Here is a 17,593-nt window from a genome sequence, read left to right on the forward strand (position 1 = left end):
CGGGGACCCGCCCTGCAACGATCACCGAGGTGGTAAGTCTCTCGAGAGCGTTCAGGCGGTGCTACAGCCAGACGATGACTTCGCCGTCCTGCTCCTCGGCGCGATAGACGGACACCGACCCGATCCCGTCCGACGTGCAAGCGCCGTCGGCGAAGGAGAAGGCGTACTGGTGCAGCGGGCAGACGATCTTCGCGGCGTCGAACTGGCCGTCGGCGAGCGGTCCGGCGCGGTGCGGGCAGACGGCGTCGGTGGCGCGTAACGTGCCGTCGGTCATGCGGAAGACCGCGATCTGCCTGCCGTCCACGACATATGCGCGGCTCTCCCCCAGTTCCAGGTCGGCAACGGCCCCGATGACCACTCCGGGTTCGGCGATGCTGGTCATCGGACCGGCACCTGCGGGAGCGGCAGCAACGGCAGCGCCGGGGTGAACTGTGCGGGCGACTTCGGTTCGGCGCGATCCAGCCAGGGATCGACGTAGGCGGCAACGGCTTCGTCGATCCGCTCCTGCAGGCCGGCCACGAGGCCGTCCCGGTCGTCGACGATGATCGCGCGCAGTTCCTCGATGCCCATCCTCGGCACGAAGGAGTAGGTTCGCTCGAGCCACTTGCCCTGCTCACGGTAGTACTGGATGAAGATGCCGCACAACCGGATCACCTCGTCGGAGGAGTCCACCGTCGCCAGCAGGTCACCCTTGCGGATGTGGGCACCGGCGGCGCCGCCGACGTAGATCTCCCACTTGCCGTCGCCGATGGCGACCACACCGAAGTCCTTGCACAGCGCCTCGGCGCAGTTGCGTGGGCAACCGGTCACCGCGAGTTTGAGTTTCGCCGGCGACTCCAGGCCCTGATAGCGGGTTTCGATGTCGATTCCGAGTTGCGTCGAATCACCGAGACCGAAACGGCAGTAATCGGTTCCGACGCAGGTCTTGACGGTCCGGAAGGACTTGCCGTAGGCATAACCCGACGGCATCCCGAGGTCCTCCCACACCTTCGGCAGGTCTTCCTTCTTGACGCCGAGCAGATCGAGTCGCTGACCGCCGGTCGCCTTGATCATCGGGATCGAGTACTTCTCCGCGACGTCGGCGATCTTGCGCAACTGCTCGGGTGAGGTCACCCCGCCCTTCATCTGCGGAACCACCGAGAACGTGCCATCTCGCTGGATGTTCGCGTGCACTCGGTCGTTGACGAACAACGCACCCGGCTCATGCTTCCACTCCGATCCCCAGATGATCCGCAACAGCGAGGCGAGCGGCATCTTTGCCGTCGCGTCCTCGCCGTCGGGTGCCAGCTTGTCGAAGACCTCGCTGACCGACCGCAGATCCTGTCGCCGGATCGCGTCGATGAGTTCGGGCTTGGTGAGCGGGATCGACGGGACGTACCAGTCGGCCGCGGCGTCGGCCGTCAGAGTGTCCCCCGCGGCGTACTCGACGATGTCGGCGACGAGGCCCTTGCACGACCCACATCCCTTGCCGGCCCGCGTCTTCGCGCACACCTCGCCGACGCTGGTGCAACCCGACGCGACGCAACCCATGATGTCGCCCTTGGTGACGCCGTTGCAGTTGCAGACCTGAACATCGTCGGCGAGTTCGGCGGCGCCGGTCTCCGCGCTCGGCGTGCCCATGTCGAACAGCATCGAGATGCGCTCGTCCGGCAGGGGCACCTTGTCGTCGAACGCCTGCGTGAGGAAGTTGGCCTTGGAGATGTCGCCGAGCAGCATCGCGCCGATCAGCTTGTTGTCGCGGACCACCACGCTCTTGTAGGTGCCGCTGCGCGGTTCGTAGAACTGCACGAACTCGTCGTCGTCACGCTCGGGCCCCTTGACACCCATCGCCGCGACGTCGACACCGGCGACCTTGAGCTTCGTGGTCAGTCGCGAACCATGATATTCCGCTTGGGGATTCACGCCGGTCAGCACGTCCGCCAGAACCACAGCCTGTTCCCACAGCGGGGCGACGAGTCCGTACACCTCACTGCGGTGCTGGGCACACTCACCCACCGCGTAGATGAATGCTTCATCCTCACAACGCATCTGATCGTCGACGACGATCCCACGCTCCACGACCAGACCGGCGCCACGCGCGATCTCGACGTTCGGGCGGATACCCGCGGTCACCACGATCATGTCGGCCGGCAGCGAATCCCCGTCGGTGAAGCCGACTCCCGCGACCGTCCCGTCGTCGTTGCGCAGTACCGACGTCGTGCGCTTGCCGGTGTGCACGCCGACACCGAGAGACTCGATCTTGTTCCGCAGCACCCGTCCCCCGCGCTCGTCGAGCTGCTGGTTCATCAGATGCCCGGGCGAATGCACGACGTCGACAGCGACGCCCTGCGTCTGCAGACCGTACGCCGCTTCGAGACCCAACAGGCCGCCACCGATCACGACGGCGCGCATGTGATCGCGCGACGTCGCCATCTGCAGCATGCCGTTGGTGTCCTCGATGGTCCGGAATCCGAACACACCACGCGCGAGCTTGCCGTCGGGTTCGCGGAGGCCGTCCATGTTCGGGAAGAACGTGTGGGAGCCGGTCGCGATGACGAGGACGTCGAAGTCGATTGCCCGCCCCGACGCACACGTCACGGTCTTGGCGAAGCGGTCGATTGCCTCGGCGCGGTCGCCCGCGTAGAGAGTGACGCCGTGCTCGCGGTACCACGCCATCGGGTTCAGCATCAGATCGTCGTCGTCGACCGTGGCCTCACCGGCGAGGACATGACTGAGCATGATGCGGTTGTAGTTGCCGTACGGTTCGTCGCCGATCATCGTGATGTCGAACAGGTCGCCGCCACCGCGCGTCAGGATCTCCTCGACCGTGCGCGCCCCCGCCATACCGTTCCCGACGACGACCAGTCGGCGTCGTTCGTGCAGGTTCTGCGAATCCGCCATCAGAAGACGACCATCCCGAAGTCCACCACGACCTCACCGCTCGCACCCTCAGGCGCCGCGATCACGAGTTCGAGCGTCGTGTCGGGATCGACGTCCTCGACCACCCTCAGCGGCACGTTCACCGACGACCGCGCCCCCATCGGGAACATCCGCATCGGCGTCCCGTCGCGCATCAGGGTCACGCAGATCAGTTCGTCGGAGCTGTTGCCGCCACGAAAGTACAAGGGCTGGGCCGTCATTCCCGACGGCACCACGAACGACAGCACCGGGTCGATGGGACCGGACTTGGTCAGGCCCGCTCCCGCGAACGGGAACACACCCTGCAGGAAGTGCGGAGTACTCGACATGCCGCCACTATCCGCGCGCCGCGTGAAATGCGACTTGCCTCGGTGTTACGGCAGGGTTGTCTGGTTCTCACGGCCGTTCCGAAGGCCGGAGAGCAGCCCGGAGGCGTGTGCTCAGCGCCGTAACGCGCGTTCGCGGGCCAGGAAGAAGAACGGGATCGCCGTCGCGATGCCCACCCCGAAGGTGAGGACCACCGACGCGATCCACCACGGCATGATCCGCAGCCGCCTGGCCTCGCCGAACGCCCACAGATGGAAGGCGATCACCACGAAGAGCAGATCGACCATCGCGAAACGACCCGGCGTGGTCTTCATGATGTCGCCGACGAAGAAATCCTTCACCGACTCCGGGCCGTTGCGCTGCACATACGGGATCGCAATCGCGTTCTGGGTGACCAACGCAGTCACGAACACGGCGAACAGCGAACGCTCGCGCCACTTCTGGTTCAAGCCGTCGTGCATCATCGCGCCTCCTGGGATGGGTGTGTGCCCCGATGGTGGCACGGTCGACGCGGCTGCGGATGCATTCCGCCCCCTGAGGAGGCCCGGAGCTTGCGGAGGCCGTGCCCCATCGCCCCCTGAGGAGGCCCGGAGCTTGCGGAGGGCCGTCTCGAAGGGTCAGCTACGCCGCCATCCCGCCGCGCCGACCATCTCGGCGACCTGGGTGAACTTCACACGAGGGCGACCCTGTTCGATGCCCCGGCGGCGTTCTCGCCTGTCGATGGCGCGCATTCCGCGGTACCCGATCACGGTCGGCACCCGCTTGCGCACCAGTGCCGGGAACTCCCCCGCCGCACGCCGGGTGCGCTGAAGACTCCCCGACGCGGCGTCGGCGATGAAGTCCTCGACCGTTTGGGTGGCGCACTTCTTGTTGGCGCCGATCCCGCCGCTGGGGCCGCGCTTGGCCCAGCCCAGCACGTAGCCGCCGGGGACGATCCCGCCCGACTCGTCGACCAGTCGACCGTCGACATTGCGGAAGACGCCGCGCTCGTCGTCGAAGGCGAGACCTGGAATCGGGGTCGAGCGGTACCCGATCGAGCGCACGACGAGGTCGGCGGCGACGTGATGCCGTCCCTCGCCGGTACGGACCGTCACCGACTGCACCTGCGGATTGCCGACGATCTCCTCCGGAGTGCTGTGGAACAGGAACACGATCCGACGCCGCGACGGGTCAGCGGGTTCGTGCAAGGACGGAACCTGCCCGTTCGCTCCGTCGAACACCTCCACCTCGACGCCCGGGATCTCCGACAGCGCACGGTATTCCGCTGCCGTGTAGGCGGCCGCGGCCTGATCACGACGACCGAGCAGGACCACCTCGTGGACATTCTGTTCGCGCAGGATCTCGAGCGCCCGGTCGGCGATGTCGGTGGTGGCCAACAACTCCGGCGGGGATACGAGGATGCGGGCGACGTCGAGCGCGACGTTGCCCGTGCCGACGACGACCGCGCGGCCCGTCGCCGGATCGTCGGCGGTTCCCCGACGCAGCGGCGGTCCCGCGTCGACGCCGGGCACGCCGTTGTACCAGGCCACGAGATCGGTCGCCGACGTCGAACCCGGCAGGTGCTCACCCGGAATGCCCAGGCGCCGGGACTCACTGGCGCCCACGGCGTAGAACACCGCGTCGAAATGCTCGGCGAGTTCAGCCGGGGTGACCTCGTCCGGTCCATCGCCGACGGACACGTTGGTCAGCATGGTGACGCGGGGGTCGCGGTAGAGCAGGTCGAATCCGCGCAGCACACCCTTGGTGCCCGGATGATCCGGTGCCACGCCGGCACGGACGAGTCCACCCGGCGTCGGCAGCTTGTCGATGACGGTGACCGTCGCCTCGGTCCGGTCGAGCAGGGTACGCAACGCATAACCACCCGACGGTCCGGTGCCGACCAGGGCAACCCGCAGGCCGGCAGGCAGTTTCGGGATGTCCGGGTAGGTGACGGTGGACGCCTCGTCGTCGGTCGGCGGCACCCACCCCGACCGGACGTCGGGGTTGTTCTTGTAGTAGTCGGCGTTGATGTCGATGAACACCTTGTCGCGCGTGCCGAGTTTGTCCGCGGGATAGATCGCGTCGACCGGGCACGCGTCGGCACAGGCACCGCAGTCGATGCAGGCCTGCGGGTCGATGTGCAGGATGTCGGAGCTGCCGAAGCCGCGTTCCTCGGGTGTCGGGTGGATGCAGTTCACCGGGCACACGGACACGCATGCCGCGTCACTGCAACATGATTGGGTGATGACGAACATCAGAGCATGTGCGCTTTCCGGTAGTACCGCATGGCGGGCTTGGTGAGCAAGCCGACCTCGTCGAGGAACTCCATGAGGTGGGCGCAGCTCGAACGGATCATCGAGTGGAAGTGCGAATTGTGGCGCATCTCGCGGACCGCGCGGTCGGCGTCGAGGCCGGCGTCGGCAAAGGCCTTGCGCTGCACCAGACTCGTGACGATGTAGTACGCACCGATCGCTACGGTCAGCGCACTGAACTGGCGGCGCGCCCAACTGACTCCGTCGAGAGATTCGCGCACCTCTTCGCGCGCGAACTTCATGTGGCGCGATTCCTCGAGGACGTGGATCTCGTTGACCGTGCGGATGAAGTCGAGGACGCGGTCGTCACGCATGCAGCCACGCTGGAAAACGTCCAGGACCTCCTCGGCGACCAGGATTCCGGCGTAGGCGACCTCGTTCTTCGCGGTCTGCATGAAGATCTTGCCGAGGCGCGCGACCTTCTTCGACGGCCGGTAAGAGGCGCCGACCATCTTCTCCGACGCCTTGGCGAACATGAGCGAATGTCGGCACTCGTCGGCGATCTCGGTCAGCGCGAACTGGAATTCGGAGCCGTGGTAGTCGCCGAGGTACTGATCGCGGATCACCATCTCCTGCAGGATCATCTCGAACCAGATCCCGATGTTCATGATCGACGCGAACTCGTGGCGCGTCACCGAGATCCGCTGCTCCTCGGTGAGTTCGTCCCAGTAGTCGGTGCCGTACAGCGACGACCACTCCGGACTGCAGCCGTACTTGGTCGGGTCCATCGGCTTGGACCAGTCGATCTCGGTCATCGCATTGCGCGAGAGGCGGGCGGCCGACGCCAGCAGACGCGCTGACACCTCCTCGGTGCCCTGGTCTCGCATGCTGATGACGTTCTCGGTTCGTTCCATCGCGGCCGTCATGCGAACTCCCCTCCCGGTCGACGTCGATCATGACAATGATCGATGTAATGACAATGTGTGTTGTCAAGATAGCACCGCACTGTGACCCAGTAAACGAATCAACGAATATACTGGCCGGTAAGTTCGGTGCTGGACAGCCTTCTTGCAGGTCAGCGCCACCAAAGCCGCTACCGACCACCCCGTAGGAGTACGCATGTCATCCATCTTCATCACCGGCGAGCGGCCGGGATCGGACTCGCCACTGCCGAACGGTTCGATCGCGAGGGATGGACTGTCGGCGTCTACGACGTCGATACCGACGCCCTCGCGAAGGTCGAGGCCGACCATCCCGACTGGATCACGGGCACGCTCGACGTCCGTGAACCGGAGCAGTGGGCCGACGCGCTGGCCGAGTTCACCTCGCACACCGGTGGCACCCTCGACGTCCTGGACAACAACGCCGGCATCCTGCACGCGGGCAGGATCGACTCCATCACGCCCGAGCAGATCAAGCGGCAGATCGACATCGACGCACTCGGTGTCGCCCTGGGCGCACAGGCCGCCCACCCGTACCTGAAGAAGACTCCGGGCGCGCACCTGGTGAACATCGGGTCGGCGTCGGCGATCTACGGCCAGCCCGGAATCGCGGTCTACTCCGCCACCAAGTTCTTCGTCGGCGGACTGACCGAGGCCCTCGAACTCGAGTGGGAGCACGACGACATCCGGGTCGTCAGCATCTGGCCGCTGTGGGCGAAGACCGCGCTGGCCGCCGACGACGCGAAGTCCACGAAGACCCTGGGCATCCGCATCACGCCCGACCAGATCGCCGACAAGGTCTGGGAATCCGTGCATCCCACGCGCCAGGACAAGCTGCTGCACCGCACCAGCTACTCCGTCGGTGCTCAGACCCTCGTCCTCGGCAATGCCGCCAAGGTCATCCCGAACTTCCTGAACCGGACCGTCAACAAGTTCATCGCGCAGTAGCCGCCCCGCAAACCCACCCTTTTTCCAGATTTCCACCACCCGAGAAGGGGGTGGAAATCTGGAAAAAGGGTGAATTTGTCAGGAGGTGGGTCCAAACCGGGCGCCCGTGCGTCTCATTCACATGGAGCTACCCAACGACCGGCACGGACTGATCCTCAGAAGTGACACCGTCGGCACTCACACCACCGACGACACATTGCAGCGGATGGTCACAGGCAAAGCGCTGTACCGTCTCTGGCCGGGCGCGATGACCGACTTCACCACGGTCAACGAACTCGACGCCATCGAGAAGCACCGGTTGACCGTCATCGCCGCCGCGAGCGCAGGACGCCCGGGCCGACTGTTCAGCCACGTCTCCGCGGCTGCCATCCACCGGTTGCCGGTGCTCTGGCCCCAACTGTCACACGTTCACGTCACGTCGCCGAAGGTCGGGAAGCGGGCGGCGAAGATCGTCCGGCATCAGGCCGTCGTCGAGCCGCAGGACATCGAGGTCGTCGACGGGGTGACGGTGACATCCATCGAGCGCACGGCGTGCGATGTCGCCCGCCTGGGTACCGATCGACAGGCCCTCGCGGTGCTCGACGCCGCGCTCCGACGCGACGCCAGACCGGAACGATTGCGGCAGATCCTCGACTCGTGCCGAGGATTCAAGGGGGTCGAGATGCTCCGCCGCACGCTGCCGCACGCGAACGCGTCATCGGAAAGCGTCGGCGAGTCCCTCAGTCGCGCAATCATGCTCGAGTCTCCTGACCTACCCGTGCCCCAGCAGCAGGTGGAGATCGTCGACGACCACGGCAAGTTCATTGCTCGCGTCGACTTCTTGCTGGCGAACAGGGTGGTCGGCGAGTTCGACGGAATGATCAAGTACAACGGCACAGTCGGTGATGATCCGGCTTGGAAGACCGTCGTCGACGAGAAGGTCCGTGAGGACAAGCTGCGTGCGCAGGGGTACACCGTCGTGCGGTGGACATGGCAGGACCTCGCCGACAAGGCCGCTTTCTACGCGCAGATCAAGAAAGCGCTTCGATCCGCCGGCGTCGAGTGACCGGAAACCCACCCTTTTTCCAGATTTCCACCACCCGACAATGGGGTGGATATCTGGAAAAGTGGTGGGTTTGCGGGGTGGGTGGGTCTGCGAGGCGGCGGTCAGTGCCGGGCCGTCGGGAGTCGCCACCCGAACTTCAGTCCGAGCAGACGCAGACCGGTGGCGAGGATCGACCCGACCGTCAGCCAGACCCAGTGCGGGACGGGGGTGTGGTAGGAACCGACCGCGACGATCGTGGCGCCGAGCAGCGCGGGGATCGCATAGAGGTCCGCGGGCTGGAGGAGCAGCGGGATCTCGTTGGAGATCACATCCCGCAGGACGCCGCCGCCGATTGCGGTCATGAGTCCGACGGCGGTGGCGGCGAACGCGCTCGCTCCGACGTCGACGGCGATCGACGCCCCGGTCGTCGCGAACAGGCCCATCCCGAAGGCGTCGAGGACGAGGATCGACCGGCGCAGTTTCGTGAAGGCCGGATGGAAGGCGAAGACGAGCAGACTGGCGATCGTGCCGGTCAGCGCGTTGCCGAAGCCCTGGACCGACGAGGGTGGGGTGATGCCGAGCAGGACGTCCCGCAGGACCCCGCCACCGGCGCCGGTGAGCACTCCGACGGTCACGATGCCCCACATGTCGAAGTCCTTGCGGACACCGACCATCGCACCGGAGGCCGCGAACACCGCGACACCCGCGAAGTTCAGCACGTCGAGAAGCACCTCAGACCCTCCTCACGACCAGGACGCCGGTCCGCCGACGGCATACGAATGGCCGCCCCCGGTAAACCGGGGACGGCCGTCCGTGTAGAAATCGCGGTGCCGAGGCGGCAACCGGGAAAAGGCTAGCGACGATCCAGATCGATGATGCCCGCGCGAGCGGCCTTCACGAGTCGACGCGGAATCCGCACGGGGACGCCGTTGACCTTTTCTTCCTGCAGTGCGGGGTTTTCCGCCTTCCACTGCGAACGACGGCTACGGGTGTTCGCCCGCGACATCCGGCGCTTCGGTACAGCCATGGTTGAGCCCTTCTCCTACTGTGGTCTGCGTGGCCGCCGGCAACGCTGCGCGTCACCGATCGACCCGAGTCAGTGCGCCTATCGGCCCCCGCGGGCGCGGCACACAACCCGACCAGACTACCTGGCGGGACCGCCCAGCTCCAAAATGGTCATCCGTACGACGCTCCGCAGATCCGCGTCAGATGTACGACCAGGGACTTTCCACTCCCGTGAACGCGACGACGAGCCAGTACGCCACCCACATGACGACGATGAACAAGCCGATGACGATGGCCGTCAGCGCGAGGCCGTCGCCGGTCTGCCCACCGCCTGACGCCGCGATCTGTCTGCGCGCCACCACGCCGAGTACGAGTCCGACCAGGCCGCCGATGCCGACACACACGAGACCGAGCAGCGAGGCGACCAGCGCAGCCACCGCAAGCGTATTCGTCTTGGGGGTCAGGCCGGGCCGAGGATCATCGCCGAACGCATGCTGTCCGGGCGGCGGCCCCGCGGGCGCCTGCTGCTGAGGTGACGGACCGTACCCGGGCCGACCTCCTGGCGCCGGCTGACCGGGCTGTCCGTAGGCCCCGCCGTAGCCGGGCGGGGTCCCCTGCGGTCCGTACCCGGGCGGCGCCGGCTGCCGGTGATTCTGCTGCCCCGGCCCCTGCTGCCCCGGACCCTGCCGGCCGTAACCCGGCGGCGGGCCGTAACCCGGTTGCGGAGGTCCACCCGGCCCACCGGGACCACCCGGAGGGCGGGTCGAGATCACGCGTGTCGAGTCGTACCCCGACGGTGGCGGACCGGGCGGTGCGGGCGGCGCGGTATGACCCTGAGGTGCACCCCCGGCACGTGCGCCACCAGTGCTGATGACGCGGGTGACACCGTCGGCCGGGCTGTGCGACTGCGGCACCGACGTGCCTTCCGGACCGGCGCCCGGCGTCGAGGTCAGGGGTGTCGAGGTGTCGGGCGAGCGGGTGTCCGGCGTCGAGGGCACCGGCTCGGTCGTCTCCTCCGAACCTGCTGGGCGATCGCCGGATTCGCCGAGGAGCTCTGCGGCCGACACCTTCTGCGTCGGCTCCCCCGGAGAAGGATTCGGGTCGGGTGCCGAATCCGGCGGTACCTGATCCGACGGGGACTGGGGTGTGGAGGACGGATCGCGCGGATCCCCGCCTCCGGTCGGGTTCGACATCAGGTGCCCTTCCAAGCCGTGCGTCGTCGCGGCGCGAGGATCGTTCATGCACATGGCTGCGCAGGTCACAGAGTAGTGAGAAAACGCCTCGAACTGGGCAGAAGTCGACGATCGCAAGCTCAGATCGGCCGAAATTCGTTCAGTAGTAGTAGACCGAGTCCGTCGAGTTGCCGGCCGCGATCAGGATGATGAACAGCACGATCCACACGATCGCGCCGAGGATTCCCAATGCGCCGGTGATGATGCCGGCGAGGCCCATGCCGGCACCGGTCTGGTTTCCGGCCGACTGCTCCACCTCACGCCGCGACATGAAGCCGAGGACGACACCCGCGATTCCGAGGGGCAGCGCGAGCGGGAAGCACGCGGCAAGCATGACCAGGGCGACGATGCCGCAGATGAGTGCGCCGATCGCCTTGCCGTTGGTGCTCTTCTGCGGAGCGCCGTAACCGTAACCTCCGTAAGGCGCAGCGCCGTAAGGATTCTGGGCACCGTAGGCGGCCGATCCGTAAGCGGGCGCCTGCCCGGCCTGGTAGGGATCGCTGTACTGGCCGTAGCCCGTCCCCGGCGGCTGACCGTACGGATTCTGGTCCTGGCCGTACGGGTTCTGTCCGTATGAGTTCTGGCCATAGGGGTTCTGCCCATACGGGTTCTGTCCGTACGGATTCTGACCCTGCGAATTCTGACCCTGCGGATCGGAGGAAGGTCCCGGTTGGTATGTCTGACCGAACTCGGTCGGCGCGTAGTCCGGGGAACCCTGACCCTGGTCACCCTTGTTCAGGTTCGGGCGCGACCCTCCCGATCCGTCCGCCGCCCCGGGGCTCGGCACCGTCCCCCAGTCGTCCTGGCCCTGGCCCGAGCCCTGTCCCGGTGGATATGACACCCGTAACCCCCTCGTTCGATCCGATAAATCCGTTCATCACCCTAATGAATAGACTCGAGCGGTGTCTGGCGTCATCTCCGGCTTCACGGTGATCTTCATAGTAGTCGGGGTCGGCTATCTCCTCGGGCGGACGCATGTGATCGGCGATCACGCACATGAAGTCCTGTCCCGCTTGGTGTTCTTCGTCTTCACCCCGGCGCTGCTGTTCCATTCGCTGGTCACCACGGACCTGTCGGTCGTCTTCTCCTCGACGCTGGTGATCGCCGGTGGTAGCGCGATGCTCATGGGCGTCATCTACCTCGTGATCGCCAAGCTGTGGTTACGACGCCCAGTCCCGGAACTCGTGATCGGCGCGCTCTCGTCGTCGTATGTCAACAGCGTCAATCTCGGCCTCCCGATTGCGATCTTCGTCCTCGACGACGCGTCGTTCATCGCGCCACTGCTTCTGTTCCAGATCGTCATCTACTCCCCGATGGCACTGTTGGCCCTCGACCTCACCGCCCTCGAACGGAACACCGAGACCTCGATCGTCCGTGATTCGCTCATCGCCCCGATCACCAACCCGATCGTCGTCGGCGGCATCGCCGGGCTGTTCGTGTCGGTGCTCGGTGTGATGCCACCCGCGGCAGTGATGTCACCGCTGAAGATGCTCGGTGACGCATCGGTGCCGGCGGCGCTGCTGGCCTTCGGTCTGTCGCTGACCGGCGTCCAGGTGTTCAAGAAGGGTGAGAGCCCGCGCCGCGACATCGCGCTCGCCGCGGCACTGAAGATGGTCGTGATGCCGCTGACGGTGTACGCGATCGCGCGGTGGGGATTCGGCCAGACCGGTGAGGCACTGTTCGCCCAGGTCGTGATCGCCGCACTGCCGACCGCGCAGAACGTCCTCGTCTACGCCACCCGCTACCGGCGCGGGCAGATCCTGGCGCGGGACACCGCGCTGATCACCACACTCGCGTCGATCCCGGCCATCGCCGTCATCGCCCTGCTTCTCGCCTGATGACCGCTGACCGCGCGGGCTCGGTCACGCGTCGGGATCTTCGCGCGGCACGACCTTCACCTCGACGCCGCCCATCAGCGCGAGCCCGGTCACGCGCACGACCGGCGCACCCGGCCGTGGCGACTTCTGCGACTTCCCGCCGAAGCCGCCCATGATCCCGAGGCCGCCGATCTCGACGGTCACGCCCTCGGGGGCCCTGATCTCGACGCCGCCCATGATCGCGATGCACTGGATGGTGAGAACCGGTGCGGTGAACTCGACCTCGCGCAGGTCGATCTCGACGGCCCCCATGATCGCCGTCGCGGTGAGGGCGTCGGCCACCACCGCGGTCCCCGACAATTCGCTACCGGACATGATGGCCAGGCGATGGCGCACCGCCGCATCGGAACTCCCACCGGTCACCCGGGGGCCCGGCGACATCGACGGCGCCGGCATCGCCACGCCGAGCTGCGCGATCGGGAGGTCATCGGTCAACTCGTCGAGATCGCCGAAGGTCTTGGCCATCATGGCTTTTCCCGCACGCTCCTCGTACTCGACGGGCGAGAGGCTGCCGTGAGCCATGGCTGCGGACAGGATTTCGTGCACCAGTTCCCGGTCGGCGTCGGCGGCACGCAGACGCGCCCGCCGATCGTCGGGTGCGGGGAGATCGCCGGAAGAGGTCACGTCTGGAAACCCTAGTGGCCGCACCGCAGTCAGACCACCCTGATTTCGACCCTGAGCCGACCCCGACGACGATCCGCCCACCGCCCGACGCATGTGGGGCATAATTCACTCACCCCGGACGGACACCCGCCCGACCTACACCGGAGGCGACCCATGGGCCAACCCTACGATCCCGGTTCGTCCGGCGCGCCGAATCCATATCAGCCCGGCCCGAACCAGCCCGGCCCGTACGGGTACGGCGGTTACCCGCCGCCCGCGCCCCCCAAGGACCGGACCGGGATGCGACTCTGGGGCAAGATCCTCACCGCCGTCGGTGTCGTGATCCTCGTCGCATCGGTCGCGGTCGGCGTGGTGCTGGCCGTCAGCGGGATCAGCCAGGTGGTCGATCAGGCGGACCAGGCCTTCGTCGTCGACCCACGGGCCGAGCACCGATACGACGCCGGGGACACCTTCGCCCTCTTCCGCCCCGACAACACCGCCGCGACGCCCTCCTGTGAGATCACCGGACCGGCGGCACTCGAACGCGGTACCGACGTGACGGCCGAATTCCCCTACGACGGCACCCAGGTGCGGTCCTTCGACTCCTACGAGGTGGTCGAGGCGGGAACCTATTCGTTCCTCTGCAGCGACCGCGTCGTGGTCGCCACGATCGACCTCGGCGGCATCTTCAGTGGTGTCGGCGGGGTTCTCCTGGCCGTCTTCGGTGGCGGATTCGGCGCCGTCCTCCTGCTGATCGGGATCGTGCTGTGGGCCATCGCCGGACGTAGGCCGCGCACGGCCTGAGCCGGCGCCCGCCGGTCAGCCGCGTCGACGACGACCCTTCCGGGACTTCAGGTAGTCCCCGACCACGGCGGCGCCGAGGCCGTCGACGTCCGGTGCCACGACGCGACCGCCGATCCGGCGCGCGATCTGGTCCATGAAGTGGGCCAGGCCTGGGTCCTCACCGAGACGGAAGAACGTGACCTGCGCGCCGAGCCGGGCCACGTGGTCGAGCTCGCGCACGGTCAACGCGATCGTCTGCGGGTGCGGCGGGTAGAAGAAGAACGGTTCACCACTGGGGTCGAGATGCGCGGTGGGTTCGCCGTCGGTGACCACCAGGACCACCGGTTGTGCGTTCGGGAAGCGACGCAGGTGCCGCTGCGCCAGCAACAGCGCGTGGTGCAGGTTGGTGCCCTGCTCCATCCGTGGTTGCAGTCCGGTCAGTTCCGCGATGTCGATGGACCTCGCGTAGCGGCCGAAGGCGATGAGATGTAGTTCGTCGCTGCGGAAGCGGGTCGAGATCAGGTGGTTCAACGCGATCGCGGTGCGCTTCATCGGTGTCCAGCGACCCTCCATCTCCATGGAGAACGAGGTGTCGACGAGCAGCACGACCGCCGCCTGGGTGCGGCTCTCGGTCTCCGCGACCTCGACGTCGCGGACGTCGATCCGCACTCCGGACCGCGCCATCTCCGACGTCGCCAGCGACGGCTCGGTGGTCTCGGAGACAGTGCGCAACACCGCATTTGACACCGTTCGGGTGACATCCCAGGGGTCGGTGTCGCCGAACTCCCATTCGCGGCTGGCGCCGGTCGGCTCACCGAGCAGACCGGTGCGCCGGGTCTGACGATCGCCTCGACGTCCCGACAACTGCTCGGCGATGTCACGGAAGATCGACTGCCCGAGTTGCCGCATCGCCTTGGGACTCAACCGGAGTTGCCCGTCCGCGGCACGGTCGAAGAACCCCTCCTCCGACAGCGCTTTCTCGAGTTCGGCGAGCATCCGCGCGTCGACCGCCGCCTCGTCGCCGAGTTGCCGTGCGAGAGCGTCGAGGTCGATGTCGTCCATCTGCGCTCCGGCGTACTGCTGGGACAACTGCTCGGACAACGCTTCCAGTTCGGAGATGTCGCGGAGCGCCGCGGCACCCTCCCCCAGTCCCATCGGCTGGTCCCCCGAGAACGACTGCGCGTTGTCCCAGTCCAGCCCGGGCCGCGCCGCGCGGAGTTGTGAATCCATCTGCGCGAGTTGACTCATCAGGTCCGGCGAACCGAATGCCTGCTGCGCCAGCTGGTCCAGCTCGGCCTGCTGCTCCGGGGTGAGCGAGTTGTAGAACTGCTGCGCCGCGGCGGCACGCTGGGCCAGCGAGTCGATGAGTTCTTCGGTGTTGCGCGGATTCTCCGGGAAGAAGTCGCCATGGGCGTCCATGAACTCGTCGAACATCTCCGACGTGTCCTCACCGCGGTTGTGCGCCTCGAGCAGCTCGTTGAGATCTTTGAGCATGTCCGAGACCCGCTGCCGGTCGGCCTCGGTGGCGCCTTCGAGCGCCTCCTTCATTCCGGCGAACCGCTGATCGAGCAGCTCGCGGCCGAGGAGGTCCTTGATCTTCTCGTAGTCCTCCCGGGCCTGGGGGCTGCGCCAGTTGTACTCCGACAGCTCTTCGACGGCCTGCGCGGTCGACGGCGGGAGGCTGCCGATCTGCATCTCCGCGAAGCGCGCGTCGTCGTCGAGATCGCGGGCGAGTTGCTTGCGCTCCTCGAGGACGGCGCGGTCGAGGAGCTCGCGGATCTCGGCGAACGTGCCGTCGAGGTTGCGCTTCTTCAGCAGCTCCTGCCGACGCCGGTTGACCTGTTCCCGGAGCTTGTCGAGGCCGCGCATGTTCGGGGTGCCCCGGCGCAGCAACTCCCGCAGGGCACGCTGCGGCGACGCACCGGCCATGACGTCGTCGCCGATCGTCTCCAGCGCCTCACGCAGGTCGACAGGCGGGGCGAGCGGGTCGGGCCCACCGGTGTACCGCTGGTAGCGCGAACGATGGAAGCTCTTGCGCGCCAATGTGTTCTCCTCAGCCGTAGATGGTCTGGCCCGCCTCGTCGGCTTCCTTGCCGATCCGACGCGCCAGGAACAGACCCTCGAGTGCCAACTCGACGGCACTCGCCCGCTCGCCTTCGATGTCGGCCTCGAGGCGCTCGGCGATCGCGTCGAGCACATTCCCGGTTGTCTCCGGGGACGGGATCGAGCCCAGGAAGTCGACAGCCCGCACGCGGTCACCGGTCACGACCGGCTCACCGTTCTCGAGGGCGTCGACGAGCGCCGCCATGTCGATTCCGCCGAGATGTGCGCGGACGGTGTCGGCGACGGACTTGCGCATGAGGTGCTCGAGGATCTCCAGCTCGCGCCCCTCCTCGCCGGACTCGAACTCGATCTTGCCGCGCAGCACCTCGACCACCGACTCGAGATCGACGACACGCGCGACCGCCTGGTCCTCGCCGGTGACCGTCGCGCGGTGAAGTGCCGCGGCGGCAACGGTTTCGGCCCCGGCGATCGAGAAGCGGGCCGAGACACCCGAACGCTGGTCGATGGACGGGTGGTCGCGGGCGTAACGGGTGAACCGCGCCAGGATCTCGACGATGAAGGTCGGGACACTCGCGGTGAGGTCGGCCTCCTGCTCGATGACGGCGACCTCGTCGTCGAGTTCGAGCGGGTAGTGCGTGCGGATCTCGGCGCCGAAGCGGTCCTTCAGCGGAGTGATGATGCGACCGCGGTTGGTGTAGTCCTCCGGGTTCGCACTCGCCATCACGAGCACGTCGAGCGGGAGCCGCAGTGTGTAGCCGCGGACCTGGATGTCGCGCTCCTCCATCACGTTGAGCATCGAGACCTGGATGCGCTCGGCCAGATCCGGCAACTCGTTGATCGCGACGATCCCGCGATGTGCACGCGGGATGAGGCCGAAGTGGATGGTCTCCGGATCGCCCAGACTGCGACCCTCGGCCACCTTCATCGGGTCGATGTCGCCGACGAGGTCGGCCACCGAGGTGTCGGGGGTGGCGAGCTTCTCGCTGTAGCGCTGCGAGCGGTGACGCCATTCGATCGGCAGATCGTCGAGCAGGTTCGCGGCCTTGCGGATCGACGCGGGGGTGATCGGCTCGTACGGGTGCTCGCCGAGCTCTGATCCGGCGATCACCGGCGTCCACTCGTCGAGGAGCCCGACGAGGGTGCGCAGGATGCGGGTCTTGCCCTGTCCGCGCTCGCCGAGCATCACGACGTCGTGACCTGCGATGAGCGCGCGCTCGAGCTGGGGGATGACGGTGGCCTCGAAGCCGACGATCCCCGGCCACGGGTCGCGACTCTCGCGGAGCGCGGTCAGCAGATTGTTGCGGATCTCGTCGCGCACACTGCGCTGCACATGGCCGCTGGCACGCAGTTCACCCAGGGTGCGGGGTGAAGGATGGCGGGTTTCGGTCGACTGAGAACCATGGGTGGTGAAATTGTCCTCTGGCACGTGATCCACGCTACTCCGAGTTGTGATGTGCGTGCGCACTGTCGGGTGGTCACCCAGGAGCTTCGACGCGGTGCCTCGCTACGCTCGGAACCGGCTCAGCCGGCAGAGGGGGCTTCGACGCGGTGCCTCGCTACGCTCGGAACCGGCTCAGCCGGCGGAGGGGTCGCGGCCGAGGGAGCACCCCCCTGCTCCCCGAGGAGCCCGGAGCCTGCGGAGGGCGTCTCGAGGGGCAGC

The 17,593-nt window shown here is 67.0% G+C and carries 16 protein-coding genes and 1 pseudogene; 4 read left to right on the top strand and 13 right to left on the bottom strand.

Annotated features, from left to right (window positions below; genetic code table 11):
• Positions 1–61: 61 nt before the first annotated feature.
• From BPODLACK_RS09760 to BPODLACK_RS09785, 6 genes are all read right to left on the bottom strand, one after another.
• Complete coding sequence (locus BPODLACK_RS09760; protein WP_024500001.1) at positions 62–382, bottom strand: Rieske (2Fe-2S) protein; 321 nt, start codon at positions 380–382, stop codon at positions 62–64.
• Positions 379–2,880, bottom strand: a complete 2,502-nt coding sequence (gene nirB / locus BPODLACK_RS09765; RefSeq protein ID WP_006436189.1) for a nitrite reductase large subunit NirB — start codon at positions 2,878–2,880, stop codon at positions 379–381. Before nirB ends, BPODLACK_RS09760 begins: the two co-directional genes overlap by 4 nt.
• A complete protein-coding gene (locus tag BPODLACK_RS09770) occupies positions 2,880–3,227 on the bottom strand; it encodes a hypothetical protein (RefSeq protein ID WP_006436188.1) in 348 nt (115 codons plus the stop codon). Before BPODLACK_RS09770 ends, nirB begins: the two co-directional genes overlap by 1 nt.
• 111 nt (positions 3,228–3,338) lie before the next feature.
• Positions 3,339–3,689: a DUF2834 domain-containing protein gene (locus BPODLACK_RS09775; RefSeq protein WP_006436187.1), complete on the bottom strand. Its 351-nt coding sequence runs from the start codon at positions 3,687–3,689 to the stop codon at positions 3,339–3,341.
• Positions 3,690–3,842: 153 nt separating this feature from the next.
• Positions 3,843–5,459, bottom strand: a complete 1,617-nt coding sequence (locus BPODLACK_RS09780; RefSeq protein ID WP_006436186.1) for an FAD-dependent oxidoreductase — start codon at positions 5,457–5,459, stop codon at positions 3,843–3,845.
• Positions 5,459–6,382 (bottom strand): AurF N-oxygenase family protein, encoded by a 924-nt coding sequence (locus tag BPODLACK_RS09785; protein WP_006436185.1) that lies wholly within the window; start codon positions 6,380–6,382, stop codon positions 5,459–5,461. The genes BPODLACK_RS09780 and BPODLACK_RS09785 overlap by 1 nt, the downstream gene beginning before the upstream one ends.
• Positions 6,383–6,575: 193 nt before the next feature.
• Between BPODLACK_RS09785 and BPODLACK_RS09790 the strand changes: the two are divergent.
• Both BPODLACK_RS09790 and BPODLACK_RS09795 read left to right on the top strand, forming a co-directional pair.
• Positions 6,576–7,345, top strand: a pseudogene (locus BPODLACK_RS09790) (SDR family oxidoreductase).
• A gap of 121 nt (positions 7,346–7,466) precedes the next feature.
• The gene (locus tag BPODLACK_RS09795; protein WP_024500000.1) at positions 7,467–8,390 is read left to right on the top strand and encodes a hypothetical protein; all 924 of its coding nucleotides are present in this window, start codon (positions 7,467–7,469) and stop codon (positions 8,388–8,390) included.
• A 101-nt stretch (positions 8,391–8,491) separates the two neighbouring features.
• Here BPODLACK_RS09795 and BPODLACK_RS09800 read toward each other — a convergent pair whose 3' ends face one another.
• The 4 genes from BPODLACK_RS09800 to BPODLACK_RS09815 form a co-directional block, all read right to left on the bottom strand.
• The gene (locus BPODLACK_RS09800; RefSeq protein ID WP_024499999.1) at positions 8,492–9,100 is read right to left on the bottom strand and encodes a trimeric intracellular cation channel family protein; all 609 of its coding nucleotides are present in this window, start codon (positions 9,098–9,100) and stop codon (positions 8,492–8,494) included.
• A 122-nt stretch (positions 9,101–9,222) separates the two neighbouring features.
• Positions 9,223–9,396, bottom strand: coding sequence for a 50S ribosomal protein L32 (gene rpmF, locus BPODLACK_RS09805; RefSeq protein ID WP_005193867.1), 174 nt, complete (start codon positions 9,394–9,396; stop codon positions 9,223–9,225).
• Positions 9,397–9,574: 178 nt separating this feature from the next.
• Positions 9,575–10,615: a DUF4190 domain-containing protein gene (locus BPODLACK_RS23295; protein WP_232513081.1), complete on the bottom strand. Its 1,041-nt coding sequence runs from the start codon at positions 10,613–10,615 to the stop codon at positions 9,575–9,577.
• 91 nt (positions 10,616–10,706) lie between these two features.
• Positions 10,707–11,447: a DUF4190 domain-containing protein gene (locus BPODLACK_RS09815; RefSeq protein ID WP_024499996.1), complete on the bottom strand. Its 741-nt coding sequence runs from the start codon at positions 11,445–11,447 to the stop codon at positions 10,707–10,709.
• A gap of 61 nt (positions 11,448–11,508) precedes the next feature.
• Here BPODLACK_RS09815 and BPODLACK_RS09820 point away from each other — a divergent pair, with 61 nt between their 5' ends.
• Positions 11,509–12,444 carry an AEC family transporter gene (locus BPODLACK_RS09820; protein ID WP_006436176.1) on the top strand — a complete coding sequence of 312 codons (936 nt, stop codon included), beginning with the start codon at positions 11,509–11,511 and terminating at the stop codon, positions 12,442–12,444.
• A 24-nt stretch (positions 12,445–12,468) separates the two neighbouring features.
• Here BPODLACK_RS09820 and BPODLACK_RS09825 read toward each other — a convergent pair whose 3' ends face one another.
• A complete protein-coding gene (locus tag BPODLACK_RS09825) occupies positions 12,469–13,107 on the bottom strand; it encodes a DUF1707 SHOCT-like domain-containing protein (protein ID WP_024499995.1) in 639 nt (212 codons plus the stop codon).
• Positions 13,108–13,260: 153 nt separating this feature from the next.
• Between BPODLACK_RS09825 and BPODLACK_RS09830 the strand changes: the two genes are divergently transcribed.
• The gene (locus BPODLACK_RS09830) at positions 13,261–13,890 is read left to right on the top strand and encodes a hypothetical protein (protein WP_006436174.1); all 630 of its coding nucleotides are present in this window, start codon (positions 13,261–13,263) and stop codon (positions 13,888–13,890) included.
• 15 nt (positions 13,891–13,905) lie between these two features.
• On the opposite strand, the gene BPODLACK_RS09835 is transcribed toward BPODLACK_RS09830, so the two are convergent.
• Together BPODLACK_RS09835 and BPODLACK_RS09840 are read right to left on the bottom strand one after the other, a co-directional pair.
• Entirely contained in the window at positions 13,906–15,912 is a 2,007-nt protein-coding gene (locus tag BPODLACK_RS09835) for a vWA domain-containing protein (RefSeq protein ID WP_024499994.1), read from the bottom strand.
• A 10-nt stretch (positions 15,913–15,922) separates the two neighbouring features.
• Positions 15,923–17,368 (bottom strand): sigma 54-interacting transcriptional regulator, encoded by a 1,446-nt coding sequence (locus BPODLACK_RS09840; RefSeq protein ID WP_006436172.1) that lies wholly within the window; start codon positions 17,366–17,368, stop codon positions 15,923–15,925.
• Between the last annotated feature and the right edge of the window lie 225 nt (positions 17,369–17,593).

It is taken from the genome of Gordonia sp. YY1 (assembly GCF_009872315.1).
GTDB lineage: Bacteria > Actinomycetota > Actinomycetes > Mycobacteriales > Mycobacteriaceae > Gordonia > Gordonia amicalis.